Raw genomic sequence first — 24,481 nt, forward strand, 5'->3', positions numbered from 1 at the left:
TGCCGCGAGGAAGACCTTCACCATGCCCCTGACCCTCGACCATGTCGTGATCGCCGTGCACGACCTCGAACGCGCCATCGCCGACTACGCCGCGCTCGGCTTCCACGTGCTGCGCGGCGGCGACCATCCGGGCCGAAGCACGCACAACGCGCTCGTCGTGTTCAGCGACGGCAGCTACTTCGAACTCATCGCGTGGCGCGAACCGGCGCCGGCCGAGCGCTGGTGGCAGCTGCTGCAGCGGCACGGCGAAGGCATCGTCGACTTCGCCCTGCTGCCGCGCGACACGGCCGTCACCGTGGCCGATGCGAAGGCGCGTGGCCTCGTGCTCGAAGGCCCGCTCGACGGCGGGCGCGTGCGCCCCGACGGCGAACACCTGCGCTGGCAGACCGCGCGCGCCCCGTCGGCCGACCTGCCGTTCCTGTGCGGCGACCTCACGCGGCGCGCCCTGCGCGTGCCCGAGGGCGCCGCGCGCGTGCATCCCAACGGCGTGCTCGGCGTGGCCAGCCTGGCCATCGCCGTGCGTGACCTCGACGCCACGCTGGCGCGCTACCGCGCCTTGCTGGGCACGGTCTCCGACGACACGAGCACGCACATCGGCGAACCCGTGGCCGTGCCTGCCAGCCAGGTGCGCGTGGCCGTGATCGCCCTGGGCAGCAGCGTGCTCGTGCTGTCGTCGCCGCGCGACCGTGCCCCGGCGGCGGAGCTGGGCGGCGACGCGCTCGCACAGCGCCTCGCCGTGCGCGGCGAGGGCCCCTACGCGCTGGTGCTGCACACCGACCGGCCGCAGTCGACCGGCACCTTCGACCTTGCACGTGCGCACGGCGCGTGGATCGAACTCGACCTGCCGCCGGTGGACGCGCTGGAGGCACAGGGCCGCGTGCGCGCCGACGCGGCGAACAGCACGGTGGGCGGGTAGGGCGCAGCCCTAGCGGCCGCCCAGGTGCGCCTTGCGCAGCGCGGCCCGCATCTTCTTCTGCAGCGCCGGCCCGCCCTTTTCCAGCGCGGCCGCAGGCGCGCCGCTCTCGGCCGTCACCGGCCGGTGCTTGCGCCCCCAGATGCCGAGCTGCGTGATCACCGGCAGCAGGTCGATGCCCATGGGCGTGAGGCTGTAGAGCGCCTTCTGCTTGTGCGTGGGGTCGTCGGTCTTGCTGAGCACGCCGTGCGCGACCAGCGTGTTCAGCCGCTCGGTGAGGATGTTCGAGGAGATGCCTTCCTCGGACTGCAGGAACTCGCGAAAGTGCCGCTTGTCCGCAAACATCAGGTCGCGAACGATCAGCAGGCTCCAGCGGTCGCCGACGACTTCGAGCGCGAGGTTGATCGGGCACAGGGACTTCTGCTGGATGGCCATCGGGATTCCGCCGGGTCGAGAAACTGCTTGCATTTTCGCATCGGTTTGAGAATACTGAAACTGCTTGCATTTAGAGATCGGTTTGCGCAAGCGACCTGAAGGAGACGCCGATGCGAAAGCTCATCGTGCAAATGCAGATATCGGTCGACGGGTTCGTGTCGCCGGCCAACGGCGACATCGACTGGCAGCTGTGGGGCTGGGGCGACCGGTGGCGCTGGGACGCGGCGCTCAGGCGCGACTTCAACGCCGTGTTCGCGGGCGTCGACACGATCCTGCTGAGCCGCAAGATCATCGAAGAGGGCTATCTCGATCACTGGGGCCGCGCGGCGACGCGCTTTCCTGCGAACCCCGACTACGCCTTTGCCCAGCGGGTGGTTGACGCACGCAAGGTCGTGCTTACCAACAAGCTGCAGGCCTCGCGCTGGGAACGCACCGACATCGCGCGCGGCGCCATGGCCGATGAGGTGAACGCGCTCAAGCGCCAGCCGGGCCAGGACATCCTCACCATCGGCGGTGTCGGCTTTGCGTCGTCGCTCACGTCGGCAGGGCTGGTCGACGAGTTCCAGTTCTTCGTGAATCCCACGGCCGTCGGCGCGGGCCGCTCGGTGTTCCACGACACGCGCCGTGGCCACGCGCTGCGCTTGCTCGGATCGACGGCCTACGACTGCGGCATGGTGGTGAATCGCTACGCGCCCGCGTGAAGTACGTCACGCGCGTGCAGGACAACACGCCGCGGAGATACCTGCGCTTACCGGATTTCATCTGACGGTGACCTGACGCACCCGAAGCAGACACACGCGCTGCACAGAATGGAGGCGTCATCACAGACACACCAAAGGAGTTCCAGATGATCTTCCGTACCAAGCGCCTCACCACTGCCGCCGTTGCGGCGCTCGCAATGTCCCTGGCAGCAGGCAGCGCGCTGGCGCAAGATCGCCGGGGCGACGACCACCGCCCGGGCGGCGGCCGCTACGAGCAGCGCGATGACCACCGTCCTGGCGGCGGTCGTTATGACCAGCGCGACGACCATCGCGGGCATCGCGGCCCTCACGCCGGCTACCGCGGCGACCAGGACTTCCGCGACGGTCGCCAGTTCGACCGCCGGGGCTTCCCGCAGCCGCACAGCGAGTGGCGCCGTGGTGGCCGCGTGCCGACCGAATACCGGGGCCGCAACTACGTGGTGAACGACTGGCGCGCCTACCGTCTGCAGCAGCCGCCGCGCGGCTACCAGTGGGTGGGCGTGGGTGGCGACTACGTGCTCGCGGCCATTGCCACCGGCCTCATCGCGCAGATCATTGCGGGTCAGTAAGCCTTCGCACCGCGTTCACGTCACGCACATGCAAAAACCGCCACAGGAGACTGTGGCGGTTTTTCTTTGGGGAATTGGGAGAGGTGCTTGTCAGGCCACCGCGGTGGCGGCCGATTGGGCGCACACGTTGCGCCCGGTGATGGTGAGGCGCAAACCGCCGCCATGCCATTCGAGCCAGTTGAGATCGACATACGCGTCGATGTCGCGATCGTCGATGCGATCGGCCTGGCGGCTTTGCAGCAGCTCGACCGTGGCGGGCAGGGCACGTTTCAGGCGTTCGCGTTTCTCCGCTGCATCGGCCGCCTTTTGGGCGGCCCGGGTGGCCTGTAGTTGCTGCTGCTGCGAAGTCGATGCCATTGCTGATCCGTTCCGGAAGCCAAGGAATTAACCCGAATGTACGCCGCTTGTGTGAAGCTGCGCGCATTCTTTTCAACCCTGGAGCCGGAAGTGTCGATTTCGTTGCGCTTGAGCTAAATCTCGTAGTGAGACACCTTGACCTCGTCGCCCAAGGCCTTCTCGACAATCGCGCGCGTCAACGTCGGCGCGAACGACTCGATGAACGCGTAGACATATTTGCGCAGGTAGGTGCCGCGCCGCACCGCGAGCTTGGTGAGGTTGATGCCGAACAGCCGCCCCGCATCGAGCGCGCGCAGCTGCGTGTCGCGCTCGGCCTCGTAGGCCACGCCGGCGACGATGCCCACGCCCAGGCCCAGCTGCACATAGGTCTTGATGACGTCGGCGTCCATCGCGGCCAGCACGATGTTGGGCTGCAGGCCGCGCTGCTCGAAGGCCTCGTCGATGCGCGAGCGGCCCGTGAAGCCGGTGTCGTAGGTGATCAGCGGGTGCTGCGTGAGCGCCTCCAGCGTGAGCGGCGCGTCGAGCAGCGGATGGCCGGGCGGCACGATCACCGAGTGCGTCCAGCGGTAGCAGGGCAGGGCGACCAGCTGCGGGTAGTCGCCCAGCGCCTCGGTGGCAATGCCCACGTCGGCCTCGCCGTCGAGCAGCATCTGCGCGATCTGCTTGGGCGAGCCCTGGTGCAGGTGCAGTTTCACGTTCGGGAACTGCGCGCGGAATTCCTGCACTGCCACCGGCATCGCATAGCGCGCCTGCGAGTGCGTGGCCGCCACCGAGAGCAGGCCGCTTTGCTGCGCCACGAACTCCTGGCCCGCGTGCTTGAGGTTGCTGCTTTCCATCAGCATGCGCTCGATGATCGGCAGCACGTGGCCGCCGGGCTCGGTGAGGCCCGTGAGCCGTTTGCCGGCGCGCACGAAGAGCTCGATGCCGAGTTCTTCCTCGAGTTCGCGGATCTGCCGGCTCACGCCGGGCTGCGAGGTGTGAAGGGTGTGGGCGACCTCGGTCAGGTTGAAGCCGCAACGAACGGCCTCGCGTACCGAGCGCAGTTGTTGAAAGTTCATCGGGCGCGCAGGAGGTGAAAAGAGGTCCGGACCCCGGGTCGGGGCCGACCGGCGATTCTCGGCAGAAGCGCTTATGCGGGGAACGATGCGTTTGTTGGTTTCACATGAGCAAAACATCTATGAAGCCTTTCTGCGTGGGGAGATTGATATTTCGCACGACTGTGCTAAAGTCCGCCGAATGGACGCCAAGACCCAGAAAAGCGAACTCACCCGCGCCGCCATCGTCGGCGCGGCGATGCACCTCGCGCTGGCCGAGGGGCTGGAGGCGATCTCGCTGCAGGCCGTGGCGAGCCGGCTGGGGCTGTCCAAGAGCGGCGTGTTCTCGCGCGTGGGCTCGCGCGAGGCGCTGCAGAAGGCCGTCATCGAGGAGTACGGCCGCGGCTTCCTGGCCGAGGTGTTCGTGCCCGCCATGCAGAAGCCCAAGGGCCTGCCCCGCCTGAACGACATCGTCGCGCGCTGGATCGCCCGCACGCGCGACGTCGAAGCGCAGAACGGCTGCCTCTACGTGGCCGGCGCCTTCGAGTTCGACGACCGCGAAGGCGAACTGCGCGACCTGCTCTTCGACGAGATCACGCGCTGGCGTGCCGCGCTGCGCCGCACGGTGCTGCAGGCGGTCGAGACCGGCGAGCTCCAGGCCGACACCGACCCGGCCCAGCTCGTGAGCGAGATCAACGGGATCATGATGAACCAGCTGCACGACGCGCGCTTCCTGCGCGACGGGCATGCGGCCGAGCGCGCGGGCCAGACCTGGCAGCGCCTTCTTTCCAGCTACCGCGCCTGAGGCGCACCCGCAGACGACGGCCACCGCCTCTTCGTTTGCCTTAATTTCGCACCACCGTGCGATAAAAAAGGAGAAGCACCATGCTGATCATTGCCCTCTTTCTCGCCGCCTACGCGGTGCTCCTCGGTGTGCGCGGCGTGCAGGACACGCTGCGCAGCCTGCCGCGCAGCAACCAGGACTGGGTCTGGTACTGAGCCCCTGAACGAAAGCCTTCCCCATGACCACCACCACCCACACCACCGCCCCCGTGGGCTACTACAGCGCCAGCCCGCTGATGCGCGCGATGCGCTTCGGCCTCGGCGCCTCGCAACGCCTGTGGCCCGCGCTCGGCGTGCGCGCGGCCTACCGCGTGTTCGGCACGCCGCTGCCGCCCAAATGGCTGTACCGCGGCCAGCAGCCCGGTGCCGACTGGCGCCGCGAGGCCTGGGCGTTCGAGGACGCGAACCTTGGCATCTACCACCTGGCCGCGCAGGACTCGGGCGCCGAGTCGGCGCCGGTCGTGCTGCTGGTGCACGGCTGGGGCGGCCACGCGGGCCAGATGCTGCCGCTGGCGCAGGCCGTGGCTGCGCAAGGCCTGCGGCCCGTGCTGCTGGAGATGCCGGCCCACGGCCGCAGCGCGGGCACGGCCAGCAACCTGCCGCAGTTCGCGCGCGCCATCGACTACGTGGCGGCGCGGCTCGGCGCCGACGGGCACGTGCTGCGCGCGGCGGTCGCGCATTCGCTGGGGGCCAATGCGCTGGCCTATGCGGCGGGGCGCGGCCTGCCGGCGCAGCGGCTGGTGCTGCTGGCACCGCCCGCGTCGCCGCGCGAGTACACGCGCTACTTCGCGCAGGTGTTCGGCCTCAGCGAGCGCACGCGGGCTGGCATGCAGCGCCTGATCGAGGCGCGCGAAGGCATCCTGATGCAGCAGTTGGAGCCCGCCGCCGTGGGCCCGCGCATCGCGCAGCCGACGCTCATCGTGCATGACCGCGACGACCGCGTGAACCGCTTCGCCGACGCCGAGGCTTTTCGCGACGCGATCGCCGGCGCGCGGCTTTTTCCCACGCAGGGCTGGGGCCATCGCCGCATCCTGAAAGAGCAGGCCGTGCTCGCGCAGGTCACGCAGTTCCTGGCGTAGCGGCCGGCGGTCACGTGCGCGTGAAACGGCGCCCCTAAACTGGGCGCCACCCATGGCCTTCGCCATGGACGACACACGCACCGACCACACATGGGCAATCGTTCCTGGCTCTATCTCGAACACAGTCTTCCCGACACCGAAGAAGCATCGGCCGACGAAATCGCCGAAGCCAACAACAACTTCCCCGTGCTCTGGCAGCTGCTGCTGGCCGATGGCGCGGCCGGCGACGCCATCGACCACCAGCGCGTCTTCGGCGATGCGGGCACCGACAACCTGGTCAGCGACGCGCACGCCGCGCTCGCGCGCATCCGGCAACTGCACGCCTTTGTCGAGCGGCACCCGATGCTGCACGCGCTGCCGCAGATCGCGCTGCAGTTCGAGGCTGTGGCGCTGCACCTGGCCGAGCTGATCGACGACACGCCGGACGACAGCACGCCGCGCTTCTCGGCGAACCTCGACGAGTTGTCCTGGCTGGGCGGCGATGCGGATGGCGAGGGCTTCATCGAACGCAACCGCCGCGAGTGCAATGAACTGTGGGCCGAAGTGCAGCGCTGCATCGACAGCGGCAACCACCCGGGCGTGGACGCGGCGCTAGGCATCCAGCGCTTTGCGGACTGGGAGGCCTGGGCCTGGCAGTTCGGCTTCGGCAGCCTGTCGCATCCGTACTTCGACGGCTACGAGGCGCCGCGCGACGAGCGCTTTGCCGACTTCGAGCCCGAGGAAGAAGACGAAGACGACGGCGAACGCCCCGACTACGACAACCACCTGGGCGAGGACCTCTGGCGCTTCGAGGTCGACGGCCGCTGGGGCGTGATGCGCGTGGTGTACGACGACGACGGGCGCAGCCAGCGCACGACCGTGGTCGAGCCCGCGTGGGACGACATCCGCTACGCCGGCGCCGACGATCCGCGCCTTCTCTGGATCTCGCAAGGCGAGCGCTCCGGCCTGCTGCTTGCCGACGCCGAGGCGCCGCGCGTGCTGCTCGAACCGCAGCTCGACGAGGTCTGGGCCTTCGAGGACGACATCGCCACGGCCCTGGTCGGCGACCACGTCGGCCTGCTGCGCACCGACGGCAGCTGGCTGCTGGCGCCCTCGGTCGACGAGGTCTGGAGCTTTGTCGAAGGCCGGGTGCGCGCCCGCGTGGGCGAGCGCATCGGGTATGTCGACCTGCAGGGCCAATGGACGATTTCGCCCCGGTTCGAAGAAGCCGAAGACTTCACGCCTTTCGGCCTCGCGCCCGCGCGCAGCGACGAGGGTGGCTGGGGGCTGGTGCGCGCGGACGGCGAATGGGCCGTGCCGCCGCATTTCGAAAGCCTTCAGTGGCGCCACGACTGGGAGGGCTTCGACGCCAAGCGCGACGGCAAGAGCGGGCTGCTCGATGCGCAAGGCCGCGTCGCGATCGAGCCGGTCTACGAACAGGTCGACCTGCTCGAGGAATACCCCATCGAGATCCTGACGACCGAAGACAACGATCCGTCGAATGAGCGCGGCACGCCGGCCCGGCCGAAGCGCTTCGCCGTGGAACGCGCCGACGGCCTGTGCGGCTTGATCGACGGGCAGGGCCGTGTGCTCGTGCCCTTCGACTACGGCCGCTTCGAGACCCTGGAACCGCTGACCGGCCAGGAGCGCGGGCACGCCATGGTCCGGCGCGACCTGGTGCGCGTGGCGTCCAAGGGCGGGCGCACGGCGAAGAACGCGCCGTGGCTGCGCGGCATCTACGACGTGGCCGCCGGCCGCGAGCTGGTGCCGTGCCGGCACCGCACGCTGCAACCGCTGGCCTGGGGCACGCAGGACATCGGCTGGCTGGTCGCCGATCCGGTGCCGCGCGCCGCGAAGGTCGAGAAGGGGCAACTCGCCGTGGGCGTGCTGCGCGCCGACGGCGCCGTGCTGCACCCGCAGGCCTACCCGTGGATCACGGCCGCGTTGTCGGTCGCCGACGGTTGGATGGCCGTCGCGGTCCGCTCGCAGCTGTGCAAGCGCTGGAGCGCGGGCGAGCCGGTGCAGGCCGCGCGCAACGACACCGGCCTGTACGTCTGGCTGCATGCCGACGGCCGCGAGCAGGCGCACACCGAGCACATGGCCGCGCGCCATGCCGCCGGCGACCTGCGGGCCGCCTACGAGCTGGCCTGCCACCTGCGCGACGGCGAGGGCATCGAGGCCGACCCGCGCGAAGCCCTGCGCTGGATGGCACGCGCCGCCGGCGTGCGCGAGCCCGGCGACGCCCCCGCCACCGCGTTGCCCGACGGCCTGCCCGTGGCGATGTGCGAGCTCTCGAAGATGCTGCGCTGGGACACGGCCGGCCTCGGCGCCGAACCCGCCCTGGCGCGCGCCTGGCTGCTGCACGCCATCGCCCATGGCGGCGAGGACGACGCCGCCACGCACGCCCATCTCGGCTACATGCTGAGCGAAGGCGAGGGGGGCGAGCGCGACCTGGAAGGCGGCATGCGGCACTACGAACGGGCCGCCGAGCACAACCACACGATGGCGCTCTACAACCTCGGCCTGGCGTACAAGCTCGGCGAACCCGGGGAGCCCGACCTGGCGCGGGCGATCGGCTACTTCCGCCGTGGCCACGAAGCCGGCGATGTCAGCGCCACGATGCAGCTCGGCCGCACGCTGTGCCGGCACGCCGGGGCGCTGGCCGAACAGGGCCAGGGAGAAGCGGAAGTGAACGTCCTGTACGCCGAAGCCCTCTATGCGCTGCAGAAGGTGGCGGAAGACAGCACCCAACGCCAGCAGGGCTGGGCCTGCTACGAGCTGGGCTGGATGCGCATGCAGGGTCAGGGCGCGCCGGAAGACGCGGCAGCCGCAGAGCGCTGGCTGCTCACCGGCGCCGCGCTCGATGACTGCGAAGAGAACCTAGAGAGCCAGCGCGCCTGCGTGGAATCCCTGGCGGCGCAGTTCTACGGCGACCGTGAAAGTCCGCTCTTCGACGAAGACAAGGCCCGCGAGTGGGCACAGCGGCTGGAGGCGCTGCCCGCTGCGGCCCCGGGTCAACCGGCGTGAGCCGGTTGATCGGGGTTGCGGCGCTCAGCGCGCCGGAACCGGATCGGGCAGTTCGATCTTGATGTCCAGCACTTCGAGGTTGTCCTGGGTTTCCAGGTGCACCTTGATGTCGTCGGCGTTGATCGACACGTACTTGGAAATCACCGCCACCAGCTCGCGCTGGAGCTCGGGCAGGTAATCGGGGCGCTTCTTGCCGCTGAGGCTGGAGCGCTCGTGAGCGAGGATGATCTGCAGGCGCTCCTTGGCGACGCTCGCAGTCTTCTTCTTCTCACCAAGCAGGAACGAAAGAAACGACATGCCTACTTGCTCCCGAAAATCCGTTTGAAGAAGCCCGGCTTCTCGGCTTCGACAAAGCGCATCGGCTTGTCTTCGCCAAGGAAGCGCGCGACCACGTCGCTGTACGCCTGGGCCACGTCGGTGTCCTTGTCGTGGATGGCGGGCACGCCCTGGTTGGAGGCGTGCAGCACGCTTTCCGACTCGGGGATCACGCCGATCAGCTTGATGCGCAGGATGTCCTGGATGTCTTCCAGCGAGAGCATCTGGCCGCCGGCCACGCGGTTCGGGTTGTAGCGGGTGATCAGCAGGTGTTCCTTGATCGGCTCGCCGCCGTCCTTGGCGCGCTTGGTCTTGCTGCTGAGCATGCCCAGGATGCGGTCCGAGTCGCGCACCGACGAGACTTCGGGGTTGGTGACGATCAGCGCCTCGTCGGCGAAGTGCATCGCCATCATGGCGCCGGTCTCGATGCCCGCGGGGGAGTCGCAGACGATGTAGTCGAAGTCCATGGCGGCCAGGTCGGTCAGCACCTTCTCCACGCCGTCCTGCGACAGGGCTTCCTTGTCGCGCGTCTGCGAGGCGGCCAGCACGAACAGGTTGTCGCACTGCTTGTCCTTGATGAGCGCCTGGCTCAGGTTGGCCTCGCCCTGGATCACGTTGATCAGGTCGTACACCACGCGGCGTTCGCAGCCCATGATCAGGTCGAGATTGCGCAGGCCCACGTCGAAGTCGATCACGGCCGTCTTCTTGCCGGCGAGCGCAAGGCCCGACGCGAAGCTGGCGCTCGTGGTCGTCTTGCCGACGCCGCCCTTGCCCGAGGTCACCACCACAATTTTGGCCATCGCCATTCCTTCTTGTTTCGATTCAGTTGTCGATTGATGCTCAGCGCTGCCGCGTTCCTGGTTTTTCATCAGGGAATCGCGTCGATCGCTATTTTTTTGCCGTCCAGGCGCACCTGGGCGGGCTTGCCCAGCACGGGCTCGGGCAGCGGCACTTCGTTCGTGCGGTAGATGCCCGCAATGGCCACCAGCTGCGCTTCCATGCAGGTCGAGAAGATCCGCGCCTCGGTGTTTCCGCGCGCGCCGGCAATGGCCTTGCCGCGCAGCGGCGCGTACACATGCACGTTGCCGTCGGCGATGACTTCGGCGCCGAAGCTCACGATGGCCGTCACCACCACGTCGCCGCCACGCGCGTAGATCTGCTGGCCCGAGCGCAACGGCTTGTCGATCAGCAGCGTGCCGTTGGCCGGCACCGGCAGCTCGCGCACGATCTGCGGGGCCTCGGAGGCCGCAGGCGCCTCGGCGGGCGGGGCCGGCGGGCGGGGCGCGGGGGCCGCGGGCATGGCGGCCACCGACAGGCCGGCTTCACGTGCCGCGGCATGCTGCTCGGGGCTGCCGCCACGCACGGCGATCGGCTGGGTCTGGTGGCGCGCCAGCAGGCTGCGCAGGGCGGTAAAGTCGATTTCGGGGGCGTCGGTGCCGCCCTCGGCCGCCTGTTCCTGCAGCAGCGAGAGGTCGATCACCACCGGCTCCTGCTCGAAGAAGTCGGGCGAATCCGCCAACTGGGCGTCGAGCGCCTCGGCCAGCACGTCGAGGTCGGCTGTCTTGAGGATCACTGCGATCAGCGGCAGTGTGGCGCTCTTGAATTCGAAAACCGCCTTGGTACGAGCGGCGGAAACATCGGCCATTGGAAAACGTGTGTGAACGTCGGTGCGAAAAGCGTTGGAGTCTAACGGGCGCCGGCCAAAGCCCGGTGACCGGCGCCGTGTTCACTGACCCCGCACAACAGTTATTGCACGAGGTTTCACTTTGTCTGCGCTCAGGCGTTGCGCGAACGGCCCAGCAGGGCGTAGAGGATGATGGCGCCGAAAGTGGCGGTTCCGATGCCGCCGAGCGCGAAGTCGCCGAACTTCAGCGTGAAGTCGCCGGTGCCGATGATCAGCGTGATCGCGGCCACGATCAGGTTCTTGTTCTGCGAGAAATCGACCTTGTTGTCGACCCAGATCTTGGCGCCGGCAATGGCGATCAGGCCGAACACCACGATGCTCACGCCGCCCATCACCGGCAGCGGAATGGCCTGGATCAGCGCGCCGAACTTGGGGCTGAAGCCCAGGATGAGCGCAATGAAGGCCGCCACCACGAACACTGCCGTCGAGTAGATGCGGGTGGCCGCCATCACGCCGATGTTCTCGGCGTAGGTGGTCACGCCCGTGCCGCCCGCGGCGCCGCTCACCACCGTGGCAATGCCGTCGCCGATGAAGGCGCGGCCCATGTACGGGTCGAGGTTGCGGCCGGTCATGGCCGTCACCGCCTTCAGGTGGCCGAGGTTTTCCGCCACCAGGATGATCGCCACGGGCGCGATCAGCAGCATCGCGTTGGCCGTGAACACCGGCGCCGTGAAGGTCGGCAGGCCGAACCAGGCCGCGTTGGCGATGCCGCTCAGGTCGACCGGCTTGCCCAGGCCCATGCCGTTGGTGAGCGCGGCGTAGACCAGCGTGGCCAGGATCAGGCCGATGAGGATCAAGAGGCGCTGCACCATGCCGCGCGTGAACACCGCCACCAGGCCCACGCACAGGAAGGTCACGGCCTGCATCCACGAATCGAAGTTGCTGGCCGCCATGTTCTTGATGGGAATGCCCGCCAGGTTCAGCCCGATCACCGCCACCACGGCGCCCGTGACCACGGGCGGCATGAAGCGTTCGATCCAGCCCGTGCCCACGGCCTGCACGATGGCCCCGATCAGGATGTAGACCACCCCGCAGGCCACGATGCCGCCCAGCGCCACCGCGATGTTGGCGTTGGCCCCCTTGCCCGCGTAGCCGCTGGCCGCGATCACCACGCCGATGAAGGCGAAGCTCGAGCCCAGGTAGCTGGGCACCTTGCCGCCCGTCACGAGATAGAAGATGAGCGTGCCGATGCCGCTCATCAGGATCGCGATGTTGGGGTTGAAGCCCATCAGGATCGGCGCCAGCACTGTGGCGCCGAACATGGCGATCACGTGCTGGATGCCCATCGCGCCGGTCTGCAGCCAGGGCAGCCGCTCGTCGGGCGCGATGACCGCGCCGTTGGCCAGTGTGGACACCGGCTTTTCAGTCCAGTTGAACATGTGTTTTCTTCTCCTCGGTTGGTGTGTGTTGGGGGTCGACGCGCTCCCTGGGGCGAGATTGTGGTCGATCCACCCCGTGCTGAACACGGGTGCCACCCGCAAGAGGCGTACCAGCGGGAGAAGAAAGAAAAGAAGCGCCCCGGGGGCGCGCCCGCGCTCAGCGCGGCTGCAGCACCGCCATGGTGATGCGCGAGACGCAGGTCAGCTCGCCCGCCTCGTTCGTCAGGTCGATCTGCCAGACCTGCGTGGTGCGCCCGCGGTGCACCGGCCGCGCTGTGCCGGTGACCCAGCCGCTGGTGGCCGAGCGGATGTGGTTGGCGTTGATGTCCAGGCCCACGGCGCGGTCGCCCTCGGGGGCCGAGTAGTGCGCGCCGCAGGAGCCCAGCGTCTCGGCCAGCACCACCGACACGCCGCCGTGCAGGATGCCGTAGGGCTGGCGGGTGCGCTCGTCCACCGGCACGCGGGCGCGGATGAAGTCGTCGCCCACCTCCAGGAATTCGATGCCCAGGGCGGCCACGGCCGTGCCCACGTGGTTGGCGGTCAGCGATTCGACCGAGATCTCTTTCTTCCAGATACGCATGCAGGGGTCTCCGATACAGGGGGTGCGAGGGCACTATAGCGACGACGGCTGACAACCGCAGTCGCCTTTGCGTGCTACCTTGGCCCGATGACCTTCCCTTCGGTGCGGCGGTGGCTCCTGGGCTCGGTGGCGGTGCTGCTGCTGGGCTTCGGCGCGCTGGCGCTCGTGGTGGCCGCGCGCCTGCCCGACGACGAGGAGGTGGCGGCCCGCATCGCCGCGGGCTTCTCGCAGCGCTACGGCGTCGAGCTGACCGTGGGCGGCGCCCACTGGTCGCTGTGGCCGGTGCCCGTGCTGGCGCTGTCCGAGCTGGCGACCGACCAGCCCCAGCCCATCACCCTGCGCCGCGTGAGCGTGCGGCTGCACCTGTGGCCGCTGCTGCTGCGCCGCGAGGTGGCCATCGACGAGATCGCGCTCGAGAGCCTGGTGCTGCCGCGCGCCTCGGTGCGCGCCTTCCGGGACAAAGGCCCCGAGCCGCAGGAAAGCGAGCGCATCGTGCCGCTGCCCGCGCCCTGGACCCTGGCGCCCGTGCCGGTGGAGCGCGTGCGCTGGCGCGACGTGGTCTGGATCGATCGCCGCGACATCGCGCTGGCCTACGACGGCGAGGTGACGTTCGACGACAACTGGCGCCCTCGCAACCTGCGTCTGGAGCGCGCCGGCGCGGCCTCGCCCGTGCGCCTGCGGCTGGACCGCGAGGGGAACGAAGACCGCTGGCGCACCCGCATCGACGCCGGCGGCGGCACGTGGAACGGGCAGGCGCGGCTCGAGGTGCTGCCCGAGGGGCGGGGCTTGCGCGTGTCGGCCGAGCTCGACCCGCGCCAGGTCGACATCGAAGCACTGGTGCAGGCCTTCGGGCGCCGCTCGGCGGTGGCGGGCAAGGTCTCGGGCCACACCTCGCTGGTGGCCGAGGCCCGCGAGGTGGGCGCGCTGATCCGCGGCCTGCACACGCGCACCACCTTCTCGGTGCAGCCCGCCACGCTGACCCGCCTCGACCTGGCCAAGGCCGTGACCACCGTCGGCATCAGCCGCGGCGGCACCACGGCGCTGGACGAACTCACGGGCACGCTCGACACCCAGGGCACCGAAGACGGCATCGTGATGCGCTACACGAACCTCAAGGCGCGCTCGGGTGTGCTCACCGCGAGCGGCAACCTGCGGCTTTTCAATCGCCAGATGACGGGCGAGATGGCGGTCGATCTCGTCGATGGCGTCGTCGGCGTGCCGCTCAAGATCGGCGGCAGCGTGGCCGAGCCCGAGGTGTCGATGACCGGGGGCGCGCTCGCGGGGGCGGCGGTCGGCAGTGCGGTGCTGCCGGGGGTGGGCACGGCGATCGGGGCGCGCGTGGGGCAGCAGGTGGAGAAGCTGTTCGGCGGGGATGAGCCGGCGAAGAAGAAGCCTGCATCGAAGCGCTGACTGGGTGCCGGCGTGTTCAGGGCGCGTGCCCAGGCCACCGGGTACTTCCCTCCGCGAATGTCCCCCGGCCTGCGGCCTCCTCCTTGATTTCGCTGCGGGAAGCACCCAGTGTCCTGGGCTCGGGACGCGGCGCTGGTGTGCAGCCGATCAACAACCGCTCTGAACACGCTCACGTCGATGGGGTGCCTTGCGCAGCGAAATTAAGGAGGAGGGCGAAGCCCGGGGGACATTCGCGGAGCAAGGTGCCCCGTCGGCGGGAGAGTCGCCCTGAACAGCGCATCAAGCCATCAGGAGAACGCCTTGATCACCGCCGGCACCGTCAGCACCGCCGTGTAATAGCCCATGAACTGCACGCCCGTGTTGAAGCCGATGGCGCGCGACAGCAGGCCGCCGAGCAAACCCATCGTGAGGATCACCAGGAGGCCGAGCAGTTGGCCTTCCCACACGCTGATCACCACGATCAAGCCGACGAAGGTCGCGATGATCGCCTCGTGGCTCACCTTGCGCGAGACGAACAGCGCTGCGCGGCGCGCGAAGTTCATGGTGAAGGGGTAGGCCACCAGCGCCGCGAGCACCACGGCCAGCATGCCGTAGCCCAGGAACTCCCAGTGGTTCAGCAGGTTGTGCAGGTTGTGAGTCTGGCCCGTGGCCGAGTCGATGGTGAACACCGGCGGTGCGTTGAACAGCGGCGCCGCGGGGCCGGCCGCCACGGGGCTCAGCGGCAGGCCGATGGCGATCAGCGGGATCAGCGCCTCGGCGATGTAGGTGGCCTCGGTCACGCCGTTGCGCGCGGCCAGCGTGGTGGTGAGGCGGTGGTACGCATGCTTGATGCGCGAGCCCACCAGCTCGCCCAGCACCACCGTCATCGCGACCGGGCTGAACACGAAGGTGGCGCTGGAGATCGCGGCGGTCGCGAAGGTCCACTTCACCTGGCCGCGGTCGAGCACCTTGAACGGGTTGGGGAAGTAGCCCGACCAGCCCTTCACGTCGGGTGCGAGCGAGAAGGTGCGGACCTTGTCGCGCTTCATGCGCGCACGCGCCGCCGGCGAGATCACCGAGAACAGGTCGGCCACCAGCGGCCCGATGGCGATGCCCAGGAAGTAGCTGATGCTGAGCTTCACGCCGTACTTGCCGGTGAGCGCCTGCAGCGCCACGATCACCATCACGAACGGCACCAGCGTGGCCACCGAGGCCCAGCGCCCGCTCGAGAAATAGGCAATGGCCACGGCCGCGACCACGAAGATCCACGGCGCCGCCTTGGTGATGGCCGCGCCGTACGGCGCCAGCAGCACCGCGAACAGCACGGCCAGCGGCACCGCGAGAAAGGCCGCGATGATCGCGCCCGACACCATCTTGCGCAGCGCGATGTGCGGCACGCCCAGGTTGCGCAGCACGTTGGCGTCCTGCAGCAGCGGCGTGGCCATGGTGTCGCCCGGAATGCCCAGCAGCGCGGTGGGCACCGCGTGCGTCATGTGCTTGGCCACGGCGGCCGCCAGGAAGAAGGTGAACACGCCTTCGGGCGGCACGCCCAGCAGCACCACCAGCAAGGTGAGCGGTGCGAGCGTGGTGGTTTCGTCGGTGCCCGAGACGAGGCCGATGGCCGCGAACACGATGGCGCCCACGAGGCCCATGCCGGTGGCGACGAGGATCTGGTTGAACAGGGCAGCGTCGATCACGAGGCGGCTCCTTCGGAGGCCTTGGCGGCCTGGGGCTTGTACGACGCGAACAGCTCGTAGATCTCGAGCTCCTTCATCTCGCGCACCACCACCGGCGGCAGGTCGTCCACCGAGCCCAGGTCGCCGTGCTCGGCGGCCAGCTCGGCCAGCACCTCCTCGCGCCAGCGCGGATCGGCGGCGGTGCCTTCGACCACTTCGCGCTTGGGCGTGAAGAGCTTCGCGCAGATCACGCCCGAGACCACGCAGCCGCCCAGGCCCGCGAGCATCGCGTAGGCGCGCGCCAGCTCCGGCGTGCTCACCACGCTCGCGAGCACGCGGCTCGCCACGAGATAGCCCGTGAGGCTCACGGCGACGCCGATCGCGATCGACCACGCGAGGTGGCCCAGGTCGGCCGTGTCGCCCCATATCTCCACCAGCCGCCAGCGGGCGGGCGTTGCACTGTCTGCGTTCATTCGAGTTGTCTCCGTCTGTGGTTGTGTGACGGCCGCGTGCGCGACCGCCGCGGTGTCGGCCGCGGACCGTGGTGCGGGAGGCTCCCGCGTTGCTTACTTCTTGCGCAGCGCGTCGAGCAGTGCCACGGCGCGGTCGGTGCGCACGTCGTGCTCGGCGGCCATCTGTTTGGCGATGGCGTCGATCTCGTCGCCGGTGGCGCCCGCGACCAGCGCGATGTTGCGGGCGTGCAGCGCCATGTGGCCGCGCTGGATGCCTTCGGTGGCGAGCGCGCGCAACGCGCCGAGGTTCTGCGCGAGGCCGACGGCCACGGCGACTTCGCCGAGTTCCTGCGCCGACTTCACGTCGAGGATCTTCAGCGCGAGCCGTGCGAGCGGGTGCGTCTTCGTCGCGCCGCCGACCAGGCCCACCGGCATCGGCATCTCGATGGTGCCGACCAGCGCGCCGCCCGCGTCCTTCTCCCACGTGGTGAGCGAGGTGTAGCGTCCGCTGCGGCAGGCGTACGCATGCGCGCCGGCTTCCACCGCGCGCCAGTCGTTGCCGGTCGCGACGATCACCGGGTCGATGCCGTTCATGATCCCCTTGTTGTGCGTCGCCGCGCGGTACGGGTCGATGGCCGCGAAGGTGTAGGCATCGATCACGCCCTCGACCACCTCTTCGCCGCTGCGCTCGCGCGTGGCCAGCACGGCGGGTGCGAGTCGCACGCGCGCACGCGCCAGCCGCAGGTCCGCCAGGTTCGACAGGATGCGCAGGCGCACCGTGCCGCCGGTGAGCTTCTTGACCAGCGGCGACACCGCCTCGGCCATCGTGTTGACCGTGTTCGCGCCCATGGCGTCGCGCACGTCGACGATGAGGTGCATCACCACCATCGCGCCGCGCGGCGTGTCGCCGAACACATGCACCTCGATGTCGCGGCAGCCGCCGCCCAGGCCGATCAGCACCTTGTCGCGGCTGTTCGCCACGGCCAGGATCTCGTCGCGCGCACGCAGCAGCGCGAGCCGCGCACCGTACGGGTCGGTGATGCCGATCACCTGCACCTGCGCGCGCATCAGCGGGCCGGTGCTCGAGGCCTCGAAGCCGCCGCCTTCGCGCGCCAGCTTGGCCATGAAGGAGGCGGCGGCGACCACCGAGGGCTCTTCGACCGCCATCGGCACGAGGTAGTCGCGCCCGTTCACCGTGAAGTTGCCGGCCACGCCCAGCGGCAGCTCGAAGGTGCCGATCACGTTCTCGACCATGCCGTTGGCGCGCTCCACGCCCAGCGCGCCAGGTTGGGCGAGCAGCGCCACCTCGTCGTCGGTGAGCGCGGCGGCCTGTGCGATGTGGGCCAGGCGTTGGGCGGGCGTGAGTGCGCGGAAATTGGGAATGCGGGAATCGGCGGCCATCGGTGCGTGTCTCTTCGGAAGGTGAATTCGGGAGCAGGCAATTTAGGCCGGCTGTACCGCCCGCGGAAGGCACAGTTTGGCGGGACAGTGCGGACAGTGGTGCGCCGCCACGCCTCGCTGTGTCACAGTCCAAGCCCATGACCACGATCGCCGATTCGCTCGCCGACACCCTCGCGCGCCAGATCGCGAGCGGCGCCTACAAGGCCGGCGACAAGCTGCCCTCGCTGCGCGAACTCGCACAGCTGCATGGCTACGCCAAGAACACCGTGGTGGCCGCCTTCGAGCTGCTGGTGTCGCGCGGCCTCGTTGAGCCGCGGCGCGGTTCGGGCTACTACGTGCTGGCACAGGCCACGGCCACGCCCAAGCCTGCCGAGGACGACGCCGGCAGCCTCGGCCGCGCGATGGACATCGTGTGGCTCATGCGCGAGCAGCTCAAGACCCAGCCCGATGCGGTCGCCGTGGGCGACGGCTTTCCGCCCGTCGAATGGCTGGCCGACGTGCGGCTGGATAAGTACCACCCCAAGGTCGTGCGCACGGGGCTCGGCGCGCTGTTCCGCTACGGCAGCCGCTTCGGCTACGCGCCGCTGCGCGACCACCTCGTGCGCAAGCTCGCGGACTTCGGCATCGGCGCCGAGCCGCGGCAGATCGTGCTCACGCACGGCGCCAACGAGGCGATGGACATCGTCATCCGCTACTTCGTGCCGCCCGGCGGCAAGGTGCTGGTCGACGACCCGGGCTACTACCCGCTGTTCGGCAAGCTCAAGCTCGCGGGCGCGCAGATGCTGGCGGTGCCGCGCCTGGCGGACGGGCCCGACCTCGACGTGCTGGAGCAGTTGCTCGTCACCGAGCGGCCGCGCCTCTTCTTCACGCAGTCGCTCGCGCACAACCCCACGGGCTCCGACATCTCGCCGGCCAAGGCCTTCCGCGTGCTGCAGCTCGCGCAGAAGTACGACCTGCTGATCGTGGAGAACGATCCGCTGGCCGACTTCAAGCCGACCGCGTTGCCGCGGCTCTCGGCGCTCGACCAGCTGGAGCGCACCATCTACATCGGCAGCTTCTCGAAGTCGTTCTCGGCGGCGCTGCGCGTGGGCTTCATCGCCTGCGGGGCGGACCTTGCGAGCGACCTTGCCGACCTGAAGGCGCTGATCCACGTGAGCAGCTCGGAGTACAGCGAGCGCACGGTCGACGTGATCCTGAGCGAGGGGCACTACCAGCGGCACCTCAAGCGCCTGCAGCAGCGGCTGGGCGAGGCCACGCGCGACGCGCTGAAGCTGTTCGACGCCGTGGACGCCGAGGTCTTCGCGCGCAGTCCGCAGTCGCTCTACATCTGGGCCGCGCTGCCCGGCGTGGAGGACTCGCTGGCCTTCGCGAAGGAACTGCTGCCGCGCAAGATCGTGATGGCGCCGGGGCGCATCTTCAGCGTCGACTCGACGCAGGTCTCGCGCTGGTCGCGCTTCAACGTGGGCGCCATGGCCGATCCGCGTTTTGCGAAGGCGCTGCGCACCGCGTTGCGGCGGCGCGCAGGCTGACCGGCCGGCAGCGAATCAGCCGCGGTGCAGATCGCGCAGCTGCCGGCGGTTGAGCTTGCCCACCGCCGTCTTCGGAATCTCGCGGGTGAACAGCACGCGCTGCGGCTTCTTGTACGAGGCGAGCTGGTCCGCCACGTGTGCGATCAATGCGGCTTCGTCGGCCTGCTGGCCTTCGCGCAGCACCACGACGGCGGTGACGATCTCCACCCACTTCTCGTGCGGCAGGCCGATGACCGCGCACTCGCGCACGGCGGGGTGCGTCATGAGCGCGTTCTCGACCTCGCGCGGGTAGACGTTGTAGCCGCCGCTGATGATCATGTCGGAGGTGCGGTCCTTCAGGTGCAGGAAGCCGCGCGCGTCGAACTGGCCCACGTCGCGCGTGCGCACCCAGCCGCCGTCGACGAAGGTCTCGGCATTGAGCCCGGCCGCGTTGTGGTAGCCCGACACCGCCGAGGGCGCGCGCACCGCGATCTCGCCCGGCGTGCCGGGCGGCACGTCGTTGCCGGCCTCGTCGACCAGCCGCAGCTCGACGTCGATCGCCGGCTGGCCGCAAGCGTCGAGCAGCTCGTCGGTGTGGTCCTCGGGGCGCAGCACCGCCAGGCACAGCGGCACCTCGGTCTGGCCGTAGTACTGCCAGAAGCGGTGCTGGCCCCAGGCCGCCATGGCGCGCCGGATCACCGCGCGCGGCATCGGCGAGGCGCCGTAGATCACGTAGCGCAGCGCGGCCACGTCTGTGTGCGCGATGTCGGGGTGCTCGAACAGCATCTGCAGCATCGTCGGCACCAGGTTGATCGCGGTGATGCGCTCGGCCTGCAGCGTGCGCAGGAAGGCACCGGGCTCGAAGCCCGGCAGGATCACCGTGCGGCCGCCGCGCAGCCAGAAGGGCAGCACGAACACGCCGCTCGCGTGGATCAGCGAGGCCGCGTGCAGCATCGCGTCGTCGGGCGTGGCGGACAGCAGGTTGAGCAGCACGTTGCGGCAGATCGCCGCGTACGAGGCCTGCGTGTGCTGCGCCGCCTTCAGCGTGCCGGTGGTGCCCGAGGTGAAGAGCGTGAGCACCACGTCGTCGGGCCCGGGCTCGAAGGCGGGCGCTGTTGCGGGGCACGACGCGGCCTGCGCGAGCAGGTCGGCACCGCCGTCGAGGGCCGCGCCCAGGCCCATGCAGGCCAGGCCCGGCACGGCTTCGCGCAGCGCCGCCGCGCGCTCGGCGAGGTCGGGGCCGAACACGAGGTGCGTGCAGCCGGTGTCGGCCACCATGCGCGCATGCTCGGCCAGCGAGAGCCGCGCGTTCAGCGGCACGCGGTTGATGCCGGCCTTCACGCAGGCGAAGTCCAGCGGCACGCTGTGCAGGCCGTTGTTCAGCAGCAGCGCCACGCGCGTGCGCGGTGCGGCGCCGGCGGCGTGCAGCGCATGGGCGAGCCGGCTGCTGAGCTGGTCGACCTCGGTGAAGGTCATCGACCGGTCGCCGTAGACGATGGCGGTGCGCGGGCCGTGCTGCAGGGCGCCGCGGCGGATCAGTTCGAGGTAGGTCGGGCTGCGGGCGGGCGAGGGGGAAGGCAAGGCGTGTCTCCAGGAGGTTCTATGTGAAATCGAAAGAGCAGGGCGTCAGCGCTTGAACTCGCCGTGGCGCCCGGCGCCGCCGGCAAAGCGCGCGGCACCGGCCTCGCCCTCGGCTGCGACGATCGGCACGCCCTGCGCGCCTTCGCGGCGCAGCGCCTCGGCCAGCGGCAGGTCCCACTGCTCGAAGGCGGAGCGGCGGTCGGCCAGCATGCATTGCTGCGGAAAGGCGGCGATCTGCCGCGCCAGCTCCTGCGCGGCGGCCAGCGCGCCGCCCGGTGGCGTGGTGCGGTTCACCAGGCCCATCGCCAGCGCCTCGGCGGCGGACACCGGCCGGCCCGTGAGGATCAGGTCCAGCGCACGCCCCATGCCCACGAGGCGCGGCAGCCGCACGGTGCCGCCGTCGATCAGCGGCACGCCCCAGCGGCGGCAGAACACGCCGAACACCGCGTCGTCGTCGGCCACGCGCAGGTCGGCCAGCAGCGCCAACTCGAGGCCGCCCGCCACCGCGTAGCCGTTCACCGCCGCGATCAGTGGCTTGGACAGTGCCATGCGCGTCGGGCCCATCGGGCCGGCGCCGCCGCCGTCGGGGTCGAGCTCGTTGCGGCGCGCCGGGTCGCCCACCGCGCCCAGGTCGGCACCCGCGCAGAAATGGCCGCCGGCGCCCGTCAGCACGGCCACGCGCAATGCGTCGTCGGCCTCGAAGCGTTCGAAGGCCGCGCGCAGCTGGGCGGCCACGGCGCCGTCGACCGCGTTGCGTTTGTTGGGGCGGTTCAGCGTGAGCGTGCAGACGGGGCCGTCCACCTCCCAGGTCACGAAGGGCGTGGTCATGTGCGGGGTCCTTCCGGAGAAAAATTGCAGGAATCAGTCGGTCTCTGGCATCCTAGGAAACATTTCTTTATTTCGCAAACATGGACAAGGTATGTAATGTTCCCGTGGCGATGCCGAGCGCGCCGGAGCTGATCCTCGACCTGCTGGTGGCCGACGGCGGCACGCTGAGTTCGCAGGCGCTGTGCCGCGCGGGCGCGCTCATGGGCATCGGCGAGACCACCTTGCGCGTGGGGCTCACGCGGCTGGCGGCCGAGGGCAAGATCGCCCGCGGCGAGCGCGGCAGCTACAGCCTGAACCGCGCGGGGCCGGCGCTGTCGCGCGCGGTGGGCGACTGGCGGCACACGCGCGCGCAGGTGGTGGCGTGGCAGGGCGGCTGGCTCGCGGTGCACGACGCCGGCGTGGCGCGCGCCGACAAGACCGCTTGGCGCCGCCACAGCCTGGCGCTGTCGCTGCGCGGTTTCGCAGCGCTGCGCCCGGGCCTGCAGCTGCGGCCCGACAACCTGGCGGGCGGGCTCGAGGCCGAGCGCGCACAGCTCGAGGCGCTGGGCCTGTCGCCGCACGCGCTGGTGTTCCGCCTGGCCGACCTCGACCCCGCCGCGCAGGCCGCCGCGCGCGGGCTGTGGAACGTGCGCGCGCTGGCCGACGACTGCCGCCGCCTGCAGGCCGGGCTGGAGCGCGGCGAACAGCGGCTGCGCACCGTGCCGCTGGAGGTGGCGGTGCGCGAGTCGCTGCTGCTGGGGCGTGCCGTGATCGCGCACCTGGTGCGCGACCCGCTGCTGCCCGACGAACTGATGTCGCCCGCGCCGCGCACCGCGCTGCGGGCCGTCGCGCGGCGCTACCAGGACCGGGCGCGCAAGCTGTGGCGCCAGTGGCTGGCGCTGCCCGCCGCCTGACGCTGCGGCTTCAGAGCGGGCGGATCACGTCCGCATCGCCTTCCGCCGGCGCATGCAGCCGCGCAACCTCGGCCGCGCGCCGCGTGAGCACCGCGCGCTGGTTGATGTAGCCCTTGTCGGTGATCTCGCCCGCGTCGAGGCTGGGCGGTTCGGCCAGCACCAGCGCGCAGGCCGGGCACTGCGACGAGCCCGCGCCTTCGTCGCGCAGGGCGCGCAGCACCCCGGCGATGCGCGCGGCCAGGGCTTCGGGCGCGAGCGCCGCGCCTTGCGGGCTGGCGAACACCAGCATGCCGATCGCGTCGCGGTCGTGGCCGGTGAGCACGATGTCCTGCACATGCGGCGCCAGCAGCGACACCACCTTCACGCGCAGCGTGCCCACCGACACCCAGGTGCCGGTCGAGAGCTTGAAGTCTTCCGCCACGCGGCCGTTGAAGATCACGCCCTGCGTCGGGTCGCCGGGGTTCGCGAGAAAGCCGGCGTCGCCGATGCGGTAGTAGCCCTCGGCGTCGAAGGCGCTGGCGGTCTCGCGCGGTGCGTCGCGGTAGCCGGGGAACACCGAGACGCCCTTGACGCGCATCTCCAGCTTCTCGCCGTTGGGCACGAACTTCAGCTCCAGCCCCGGCAGCGGCGCGCCGATGCAGCCGGCGCCGTCGAGCTGCCAGTGCGCGGAGGTGATCGCGGGCGAGGTCTCGGTCGCGCCCCACGAGGTCGTGAGCCACAGCGGGCGCGCGGGCCGCACGCGCCGCGCCACGGCTTCGAGCCGCTGCCAGGTCGAAGGTGCGAGCGCCGCCGCCGCGTAGAAGGCCAGGCGCAGCCGCGAGAACACTTCGGCGGCGAGCGCGTCGTCGGCTTCGAGAAAGGGCAGCAGCATGTCGAAGCCGCGCGGCACGTTGAACAGCAGCGTGGGTTTCACCTCGCGCAGGTTCCGCACGGTCTTCTCGATGAGGCCCGGCGCGGGGCGGCCTTCGTCGATGTAGAGCGCGCCGCCGTGGCACAGCACCATGTGCAGGTTGTGGTTCGCGCCGAAGGTGTGGCTCCACGGCAGCCAGTCGACCAGCACCGGCTTCTCCTGCGCGAGGAAGCGCCAGGTCTGCGCCATCATCTGCTGGTTGGCGCACAGCATGCGGTGCGTGTTGATCACCACCTTGGGCTGGCCGGTGGAGCCGGAGGTCAGCAGGTACTTGGCGTGCGTGTCGGGGCCCACGGCGGCGAAGGCCTGCATGACGGCGGGCGTTTCCTTCGCGTCGAGCAACTGACCGAAAGCCAGCGCGCCCGGATGCGTGTCGGCGTTGCGGCTGAACACTGTCACGGCCTCGATGCCGCAGCCGGCGAGCGATGCGCCGTACACCTTCGCGTCGGAGGCGTAGATCAGCCCGGGCTGCAGCGCTTTCAACATGCCGTGCAGCCGCGACGGGTCTTTGGTCATGCGCGAGTAGGCGCTCGACAACGAGCAGGCCGTGCGGCCGATGTGCATCGTCGCGAGCATCAGCACGGCATGGTCGATGGCGTTGTCCGAGAGGATCACGACCGGTTGGCCTGCGGGCAGGTCCAGGTCGAGCAGGCCCTGCGCCACGGCACCGACGGCCGCGCGCAGCGCGCGGTAGTCGAGCCTGCGCCAGCCTTCGCCCGTCTCATCGCGCTCGGCAAAAGCCAGCGCATCGGGTGTCTCGCGCGCCCAGCGCTCGATCCATTCGCCGATGCAGCGCGCATACGGCTGCAACGCCGTCGGCGAGCGCAGTACGAACGAGCCGTCGTCGAAGTCGATGCGCACCGTGCGGGGCGGCGCGACCAGGGTGTCGTCGAGAAGGAAGTCGGTCAT

General features: G+C 70.0%; 23 protein-coding genes. 9 read left to right on the top strand and 14 right to left on the bottom strand.

The genetic code is table 11. From position 1 onward, the window contains the following. Positions 1–22 precede the first annotated feature (22 nt). Positions 23–916, top strand: a complete 894-nt coding sequence (locus tag AC1RGU_RS29170) for a VOC family protein (RefSeq protein ID WP_070061427.1) — start codon at positions 23–25, stop codon at positions 914–916. A 9-nt stretch (positions 917–925) separates the two neighbouring features. Here the strand turns inward: AC1RGU_RS29170 and AC1RGU_RS29175 are convergent, their stop codons facing one another. Beyond that, the gene (locus AC1RGU_RS29175; RefSeq protein ID WP_492699722.1) at positions 926–1,348 is read right to left on the bottom strand and encodes a winged helix-turn-helix transcriptional regulator; all 423 of its coding nucleotides are present in this window, start codon (positions 1,346–1,348) and stop codon (positions 926–928) included. A gap of 110 nt (positions 1,349–1,458) precedes the next feature. Here AC1RGU_RS29175 and AC1RGU_RS29180 point away from each other — a divergent pair, with 110 nt between their 5' ends. After that, positions 1,459–2,049, top strand: a complete 591-nt coding sequence (locus tag AC1RGU_RS29180) for a dihydrofolate reductase family protein (RefSeq protein WP_492699724.1) — start codon at positions 1,459–1,461, stop codon at positions 2,047–2,049. Positions 2,050–2,195: 146 nt separating this feature from the next. After that, positions 2,196–2,657, top strand: a complete 462-nt coding sequence (locus AC1RGU_RS29185) for an RcnB family protein (RefSeq protein ID WP_159279047.1) — start codon at positions 2,196–2,198, stop codon at positions 2,655–2,657. Positions 2,658–2,747: 90 nt separating this feature from the next. Here AC1RGU_RS29185 and AC1RGU_RS29190 read toward each other — a convergent pair whose 3' ends face one another. Together AC1RGU_RS29190 and AC1RGU_RS29195 are read right to left on the bottom strand one after the other, a co-directional pair. Continuing rightward, positions 2,748–3,014 carry a hypothetical protein gene (locus tag AC1RGU_RS29190; protein ID WP_062473728.1) on the bottom strand — a complete coding sequence of 89 codons (267 nt, stop codon included), beginning with the start codon at positions 3,012–3,014 and terminating at the stop codon, positions 2,748–2,750. A gap of 113 nt (positions 3,015–3,127) precedes the next feature. Further along, positions 3,128–4,072, bottom strand: coding sequence for a CysB family HTH-type transcriptional regulator (locus AC1RGU_RS29195; RefSeq protein WP_062473726.1), 945 nt, complete (start codon positions 4,070–4,072; stop codon positions 3,128–3,130). A gap of 178 nt (positions 4,073–4,250) precedes the next feature. Here AC1RGU_RS29195 and AC1RGU_RS29200 point away from each other — a divergent pair, with 178 nt between their 5' ends. The 3 genes from AC1RGU_RS29200 (at position 4,251) to AC1RGU_RS29210 (ending at position 8,976) form a co-directional block, all read left to right on the top strand. After that, on the top strand, positions 4,251–4,853 hold the full coding sequence (locus tag AC1RGU_RS29200) for a TetR/AcrR family transcriptional regulator (RefSeq protein WP_062473724.1): 603 nt from the start codon (positions 4,251–4,253) through the stop codon (positions 4,851–4,853). 217 nt (positions 4,854–5,070) lie between these two features. After that, positions 5,071–5,970 (top strand): alpha/beta fold hydrolase, encoded by a 900-nt coding sequence (locus AC1RGU_RS29205; protein WP_070061422.1) that lies wholly within the window; start codon positions 5,071–5,073, stop codon positions 5,968–5,970. Between the two features lie 90 nt (positions 5,971–6,060). Further along, a complete protein-coding gene (locus AC1RGU_RS29210) occupies positions 6,061–8,976 on the top strand; it encodes an SEL1-like repeat protein (protein ID WP_492699726.1) in 2,916 nt (971 codons plus the stop codon). Between the two features lie 24 nt (positions 8,977–9,000). On the opposite strand, the gene minE is transcribed toward AC1RGU_RS29210, so the two are convergent. The 5 genes from minE to AC1RGU_RS29235 form a co-directional block, all read right to left on the bottom strand. After that, the gene (minE, locus tag AC1RGU_RS29215) at positions 9,001–9,273 is read right to left on the bottom strand and encodes a cell division topological specificity factor MinE (protein ID WP_056574726.1); all 273 of its coding nucleotides are present in this window, start codon (positions 9,271–9,273) and stop codon (positions 9,001–9,003) included. Positions 9,274–9,275: 2 nt separating this feature from the next. After that, the gene (gene minD / locus AC1RGU_RS29220; RefSeq protein ID WP_062481817.1) at positions 9,276–10,091 is read right to left on the bottom strand and encodes a septum site-determining protein MinD; all 816 of its coding nucleotides are present in this window, start codon (positions 10,089–10,091) and stop codon (positions 9,276–9,278) included. Positions 10,092–10,159: 68 nt separating this feature from the next. Next, on the bottom strand, positions 10,160–10,936 hold the full coding sequence (minC, locus tag AC1RGU_RS29225; protein ID WP_492699728.1) for a septum site-determining protein MinC: 777 nt from the start codon (positions 10,934–10,936) through the stop codon (positions 10,160–10,162). Positions 10,937–11,067: 131 nt separating this feature from the next. Beyond that, a complete protein-coding gene (locus tag AC1RGU_RS29230) occupies positions 11,068–12,354 on the bottom strand; it encodes a solute carrier family 23 protein (protein WP_070061419.1) in 1,287 nt (428 codons plus the stop codon). Positions 12,355–12,511: 157 nt separating this feature from the next. Continuing rightward, positions 12,512–12,934 carry a hotdog fold thioesterase gene (locus AC1RGU_RS29235; protein WP_062481810.1) on the bottom strand — a complete coding sequence of 141 codons (423 nt, stop codon included), beginning with the start codon at positions 12,932–12,934 and terminating at the stop codon, positions 12,512–12,514. Positions 12,935–13,021: 87 nt separating this feature from the next. On the opposite strand from AC1RGU_RS29235, the gene AC1RGU_RS29240 reads away from it, so the two are divergent. Beyond that, positions 13,022–14,344 carry an AsmA family protein gene (locus tag AC1RGU_RS29240; RefSeq protein WP_492699731.1) on the top strand — a complete coding sequence of 441 codons (1,323 nt, stop codon included), beginning with the start codon at positions 13,022–13,024 and terminating at the stop codon, positions 14,342–14,344. Positions 14,345–14,631: 287 nt separating this feature from the next. On the opposite strand, the gene AC1RGU_RS29245 is transcribed toward AC1RGU_RS29240, so the two are convergent. The 3 genes from AC1RGU_RS29245 to AC1RGU_RS29255 form a co-directional block, all read right to left on the bottom strand. After that, positions 14,632–15,975: a tripartite tricarboxylate transporter permease gene (locus tag AC1RGU_RS29245; protein ID WP_139140391.1), complete on the bottom strand. Its 1,344-nt coding sequence runs from the start codon at positions 15,973–15,975 to the stop codon at positions 14,632–14,634. 41 nt (positions 15,976–16,016) lie between these two features. Beyond that, complete coding sequence (locus AC1RGU_RS29250) at positions 16,017–16,472, bottom strand: hypothetical protein (RefSeq protein WP_492699733.1); 456 nt, start codon at positions 16,470–16,472, stop codon at positions 16,017–16,019. Between the two features lie 93 nt (positions 16,473–16,565). Continuing rightward, on the bottom strand, positions 16,566–17,852 hold the full coding sequence (locus tag AC1RGU_RS29255) for a hydroxymethylglutaryl-CoA reductase, degradative (protein WP_492699735.1): 1,287 nt from the start codon (positions 17,850–17,852) through the stop codon (positions 16,566–16,568). 137 nt (positions 17,853–17,989) lie between these two features. Between AC1RGU_RS29255 and AC1RGU_RS29260 the strand changes: the two genes are divergently transcribed. Then, positions 17,990–19,381, top strand: a complete 1,392-nt coding sequence (locus AC1RGU_RS29260) for an aminotransferase-like domain-containing protein (protein WP_492699737.1) — start codon at positions 17,990–17,992, stop codon at positions 19,379–19,381. Between the two features lie 15 nt (positions 19,382–19,396). Here AC1RGU_RS29260 and AC1RGU_RS29265 read toward each other — a convergent pair whose 3' ends face one another. Together AC1RGU_RS29265 and AC1RGU_RS29270 are read right to left on the bottom strand one after the other, a co-directional pair. Continuing rightward, positions 19,397–20,941 (bottom strand): class I adenylate-forming enzyme family protein, encoded by a 1,545-nt coding sequence (locus tag AC1RGU_RS29265; protein ID WP_492699739.1) that lies wholly within the window; start codon positions 20,939–20,941, stop codon positions 19,397–19,399. A 45-nt stretch (positions 20,942–20,986) separates the two neighbouring features. Beyond that, a complete protein-coding gene (locus AC1RGU_RS29270) occupies positions 20,987–21,769 on the bottom strand; it encodes a crotonase/enoyl-CoA hydratase family protein (RefSeq protein ID WP_492699741.1) in 783 nt (260 codons plus the stop codon). A 110-nt stretch (positions 21,770–21,879) separates the two neighbouring features. Here AC1RGU_RS29270 and AC1RGU_RS29275 point away from each other — a divergent pair, with 110 nt between their 5' ends. Further along, positions 21,880–22,662: a PaaX family transcriptional regulator gene (locus AC1RGU_RS29275; RefSeq protein WP_492740814.1), complete on the top strand. Its 783-nt coding sequence runs from the start codon at positions 21,880–21,882 to the stop codon at positions 22,660–22,662. 10 nt (positions 22,663–22,672) lie between these two features. On the opposite strand, the gene AC1RGU_RS29280 is transcribed toward AC1RGU_RS29275, so the two are convergent. Next, the gene (locus tag AC1RGU_RS29280; RefSeq protein ID WP_492699745.1) at positions 22,673–24,481 is read right to left on the bottom strand and encodes a feruloyl-CoA synthase; all 1,809 of its coding nucleotides are present in this window, start codon (positions 24,479–24,481) and stop codon (positions 22,673–22,675) included.

It is taken from the genome of Variovorax sp. GW823-FHT02B07, from assembly GCF_058797695.1.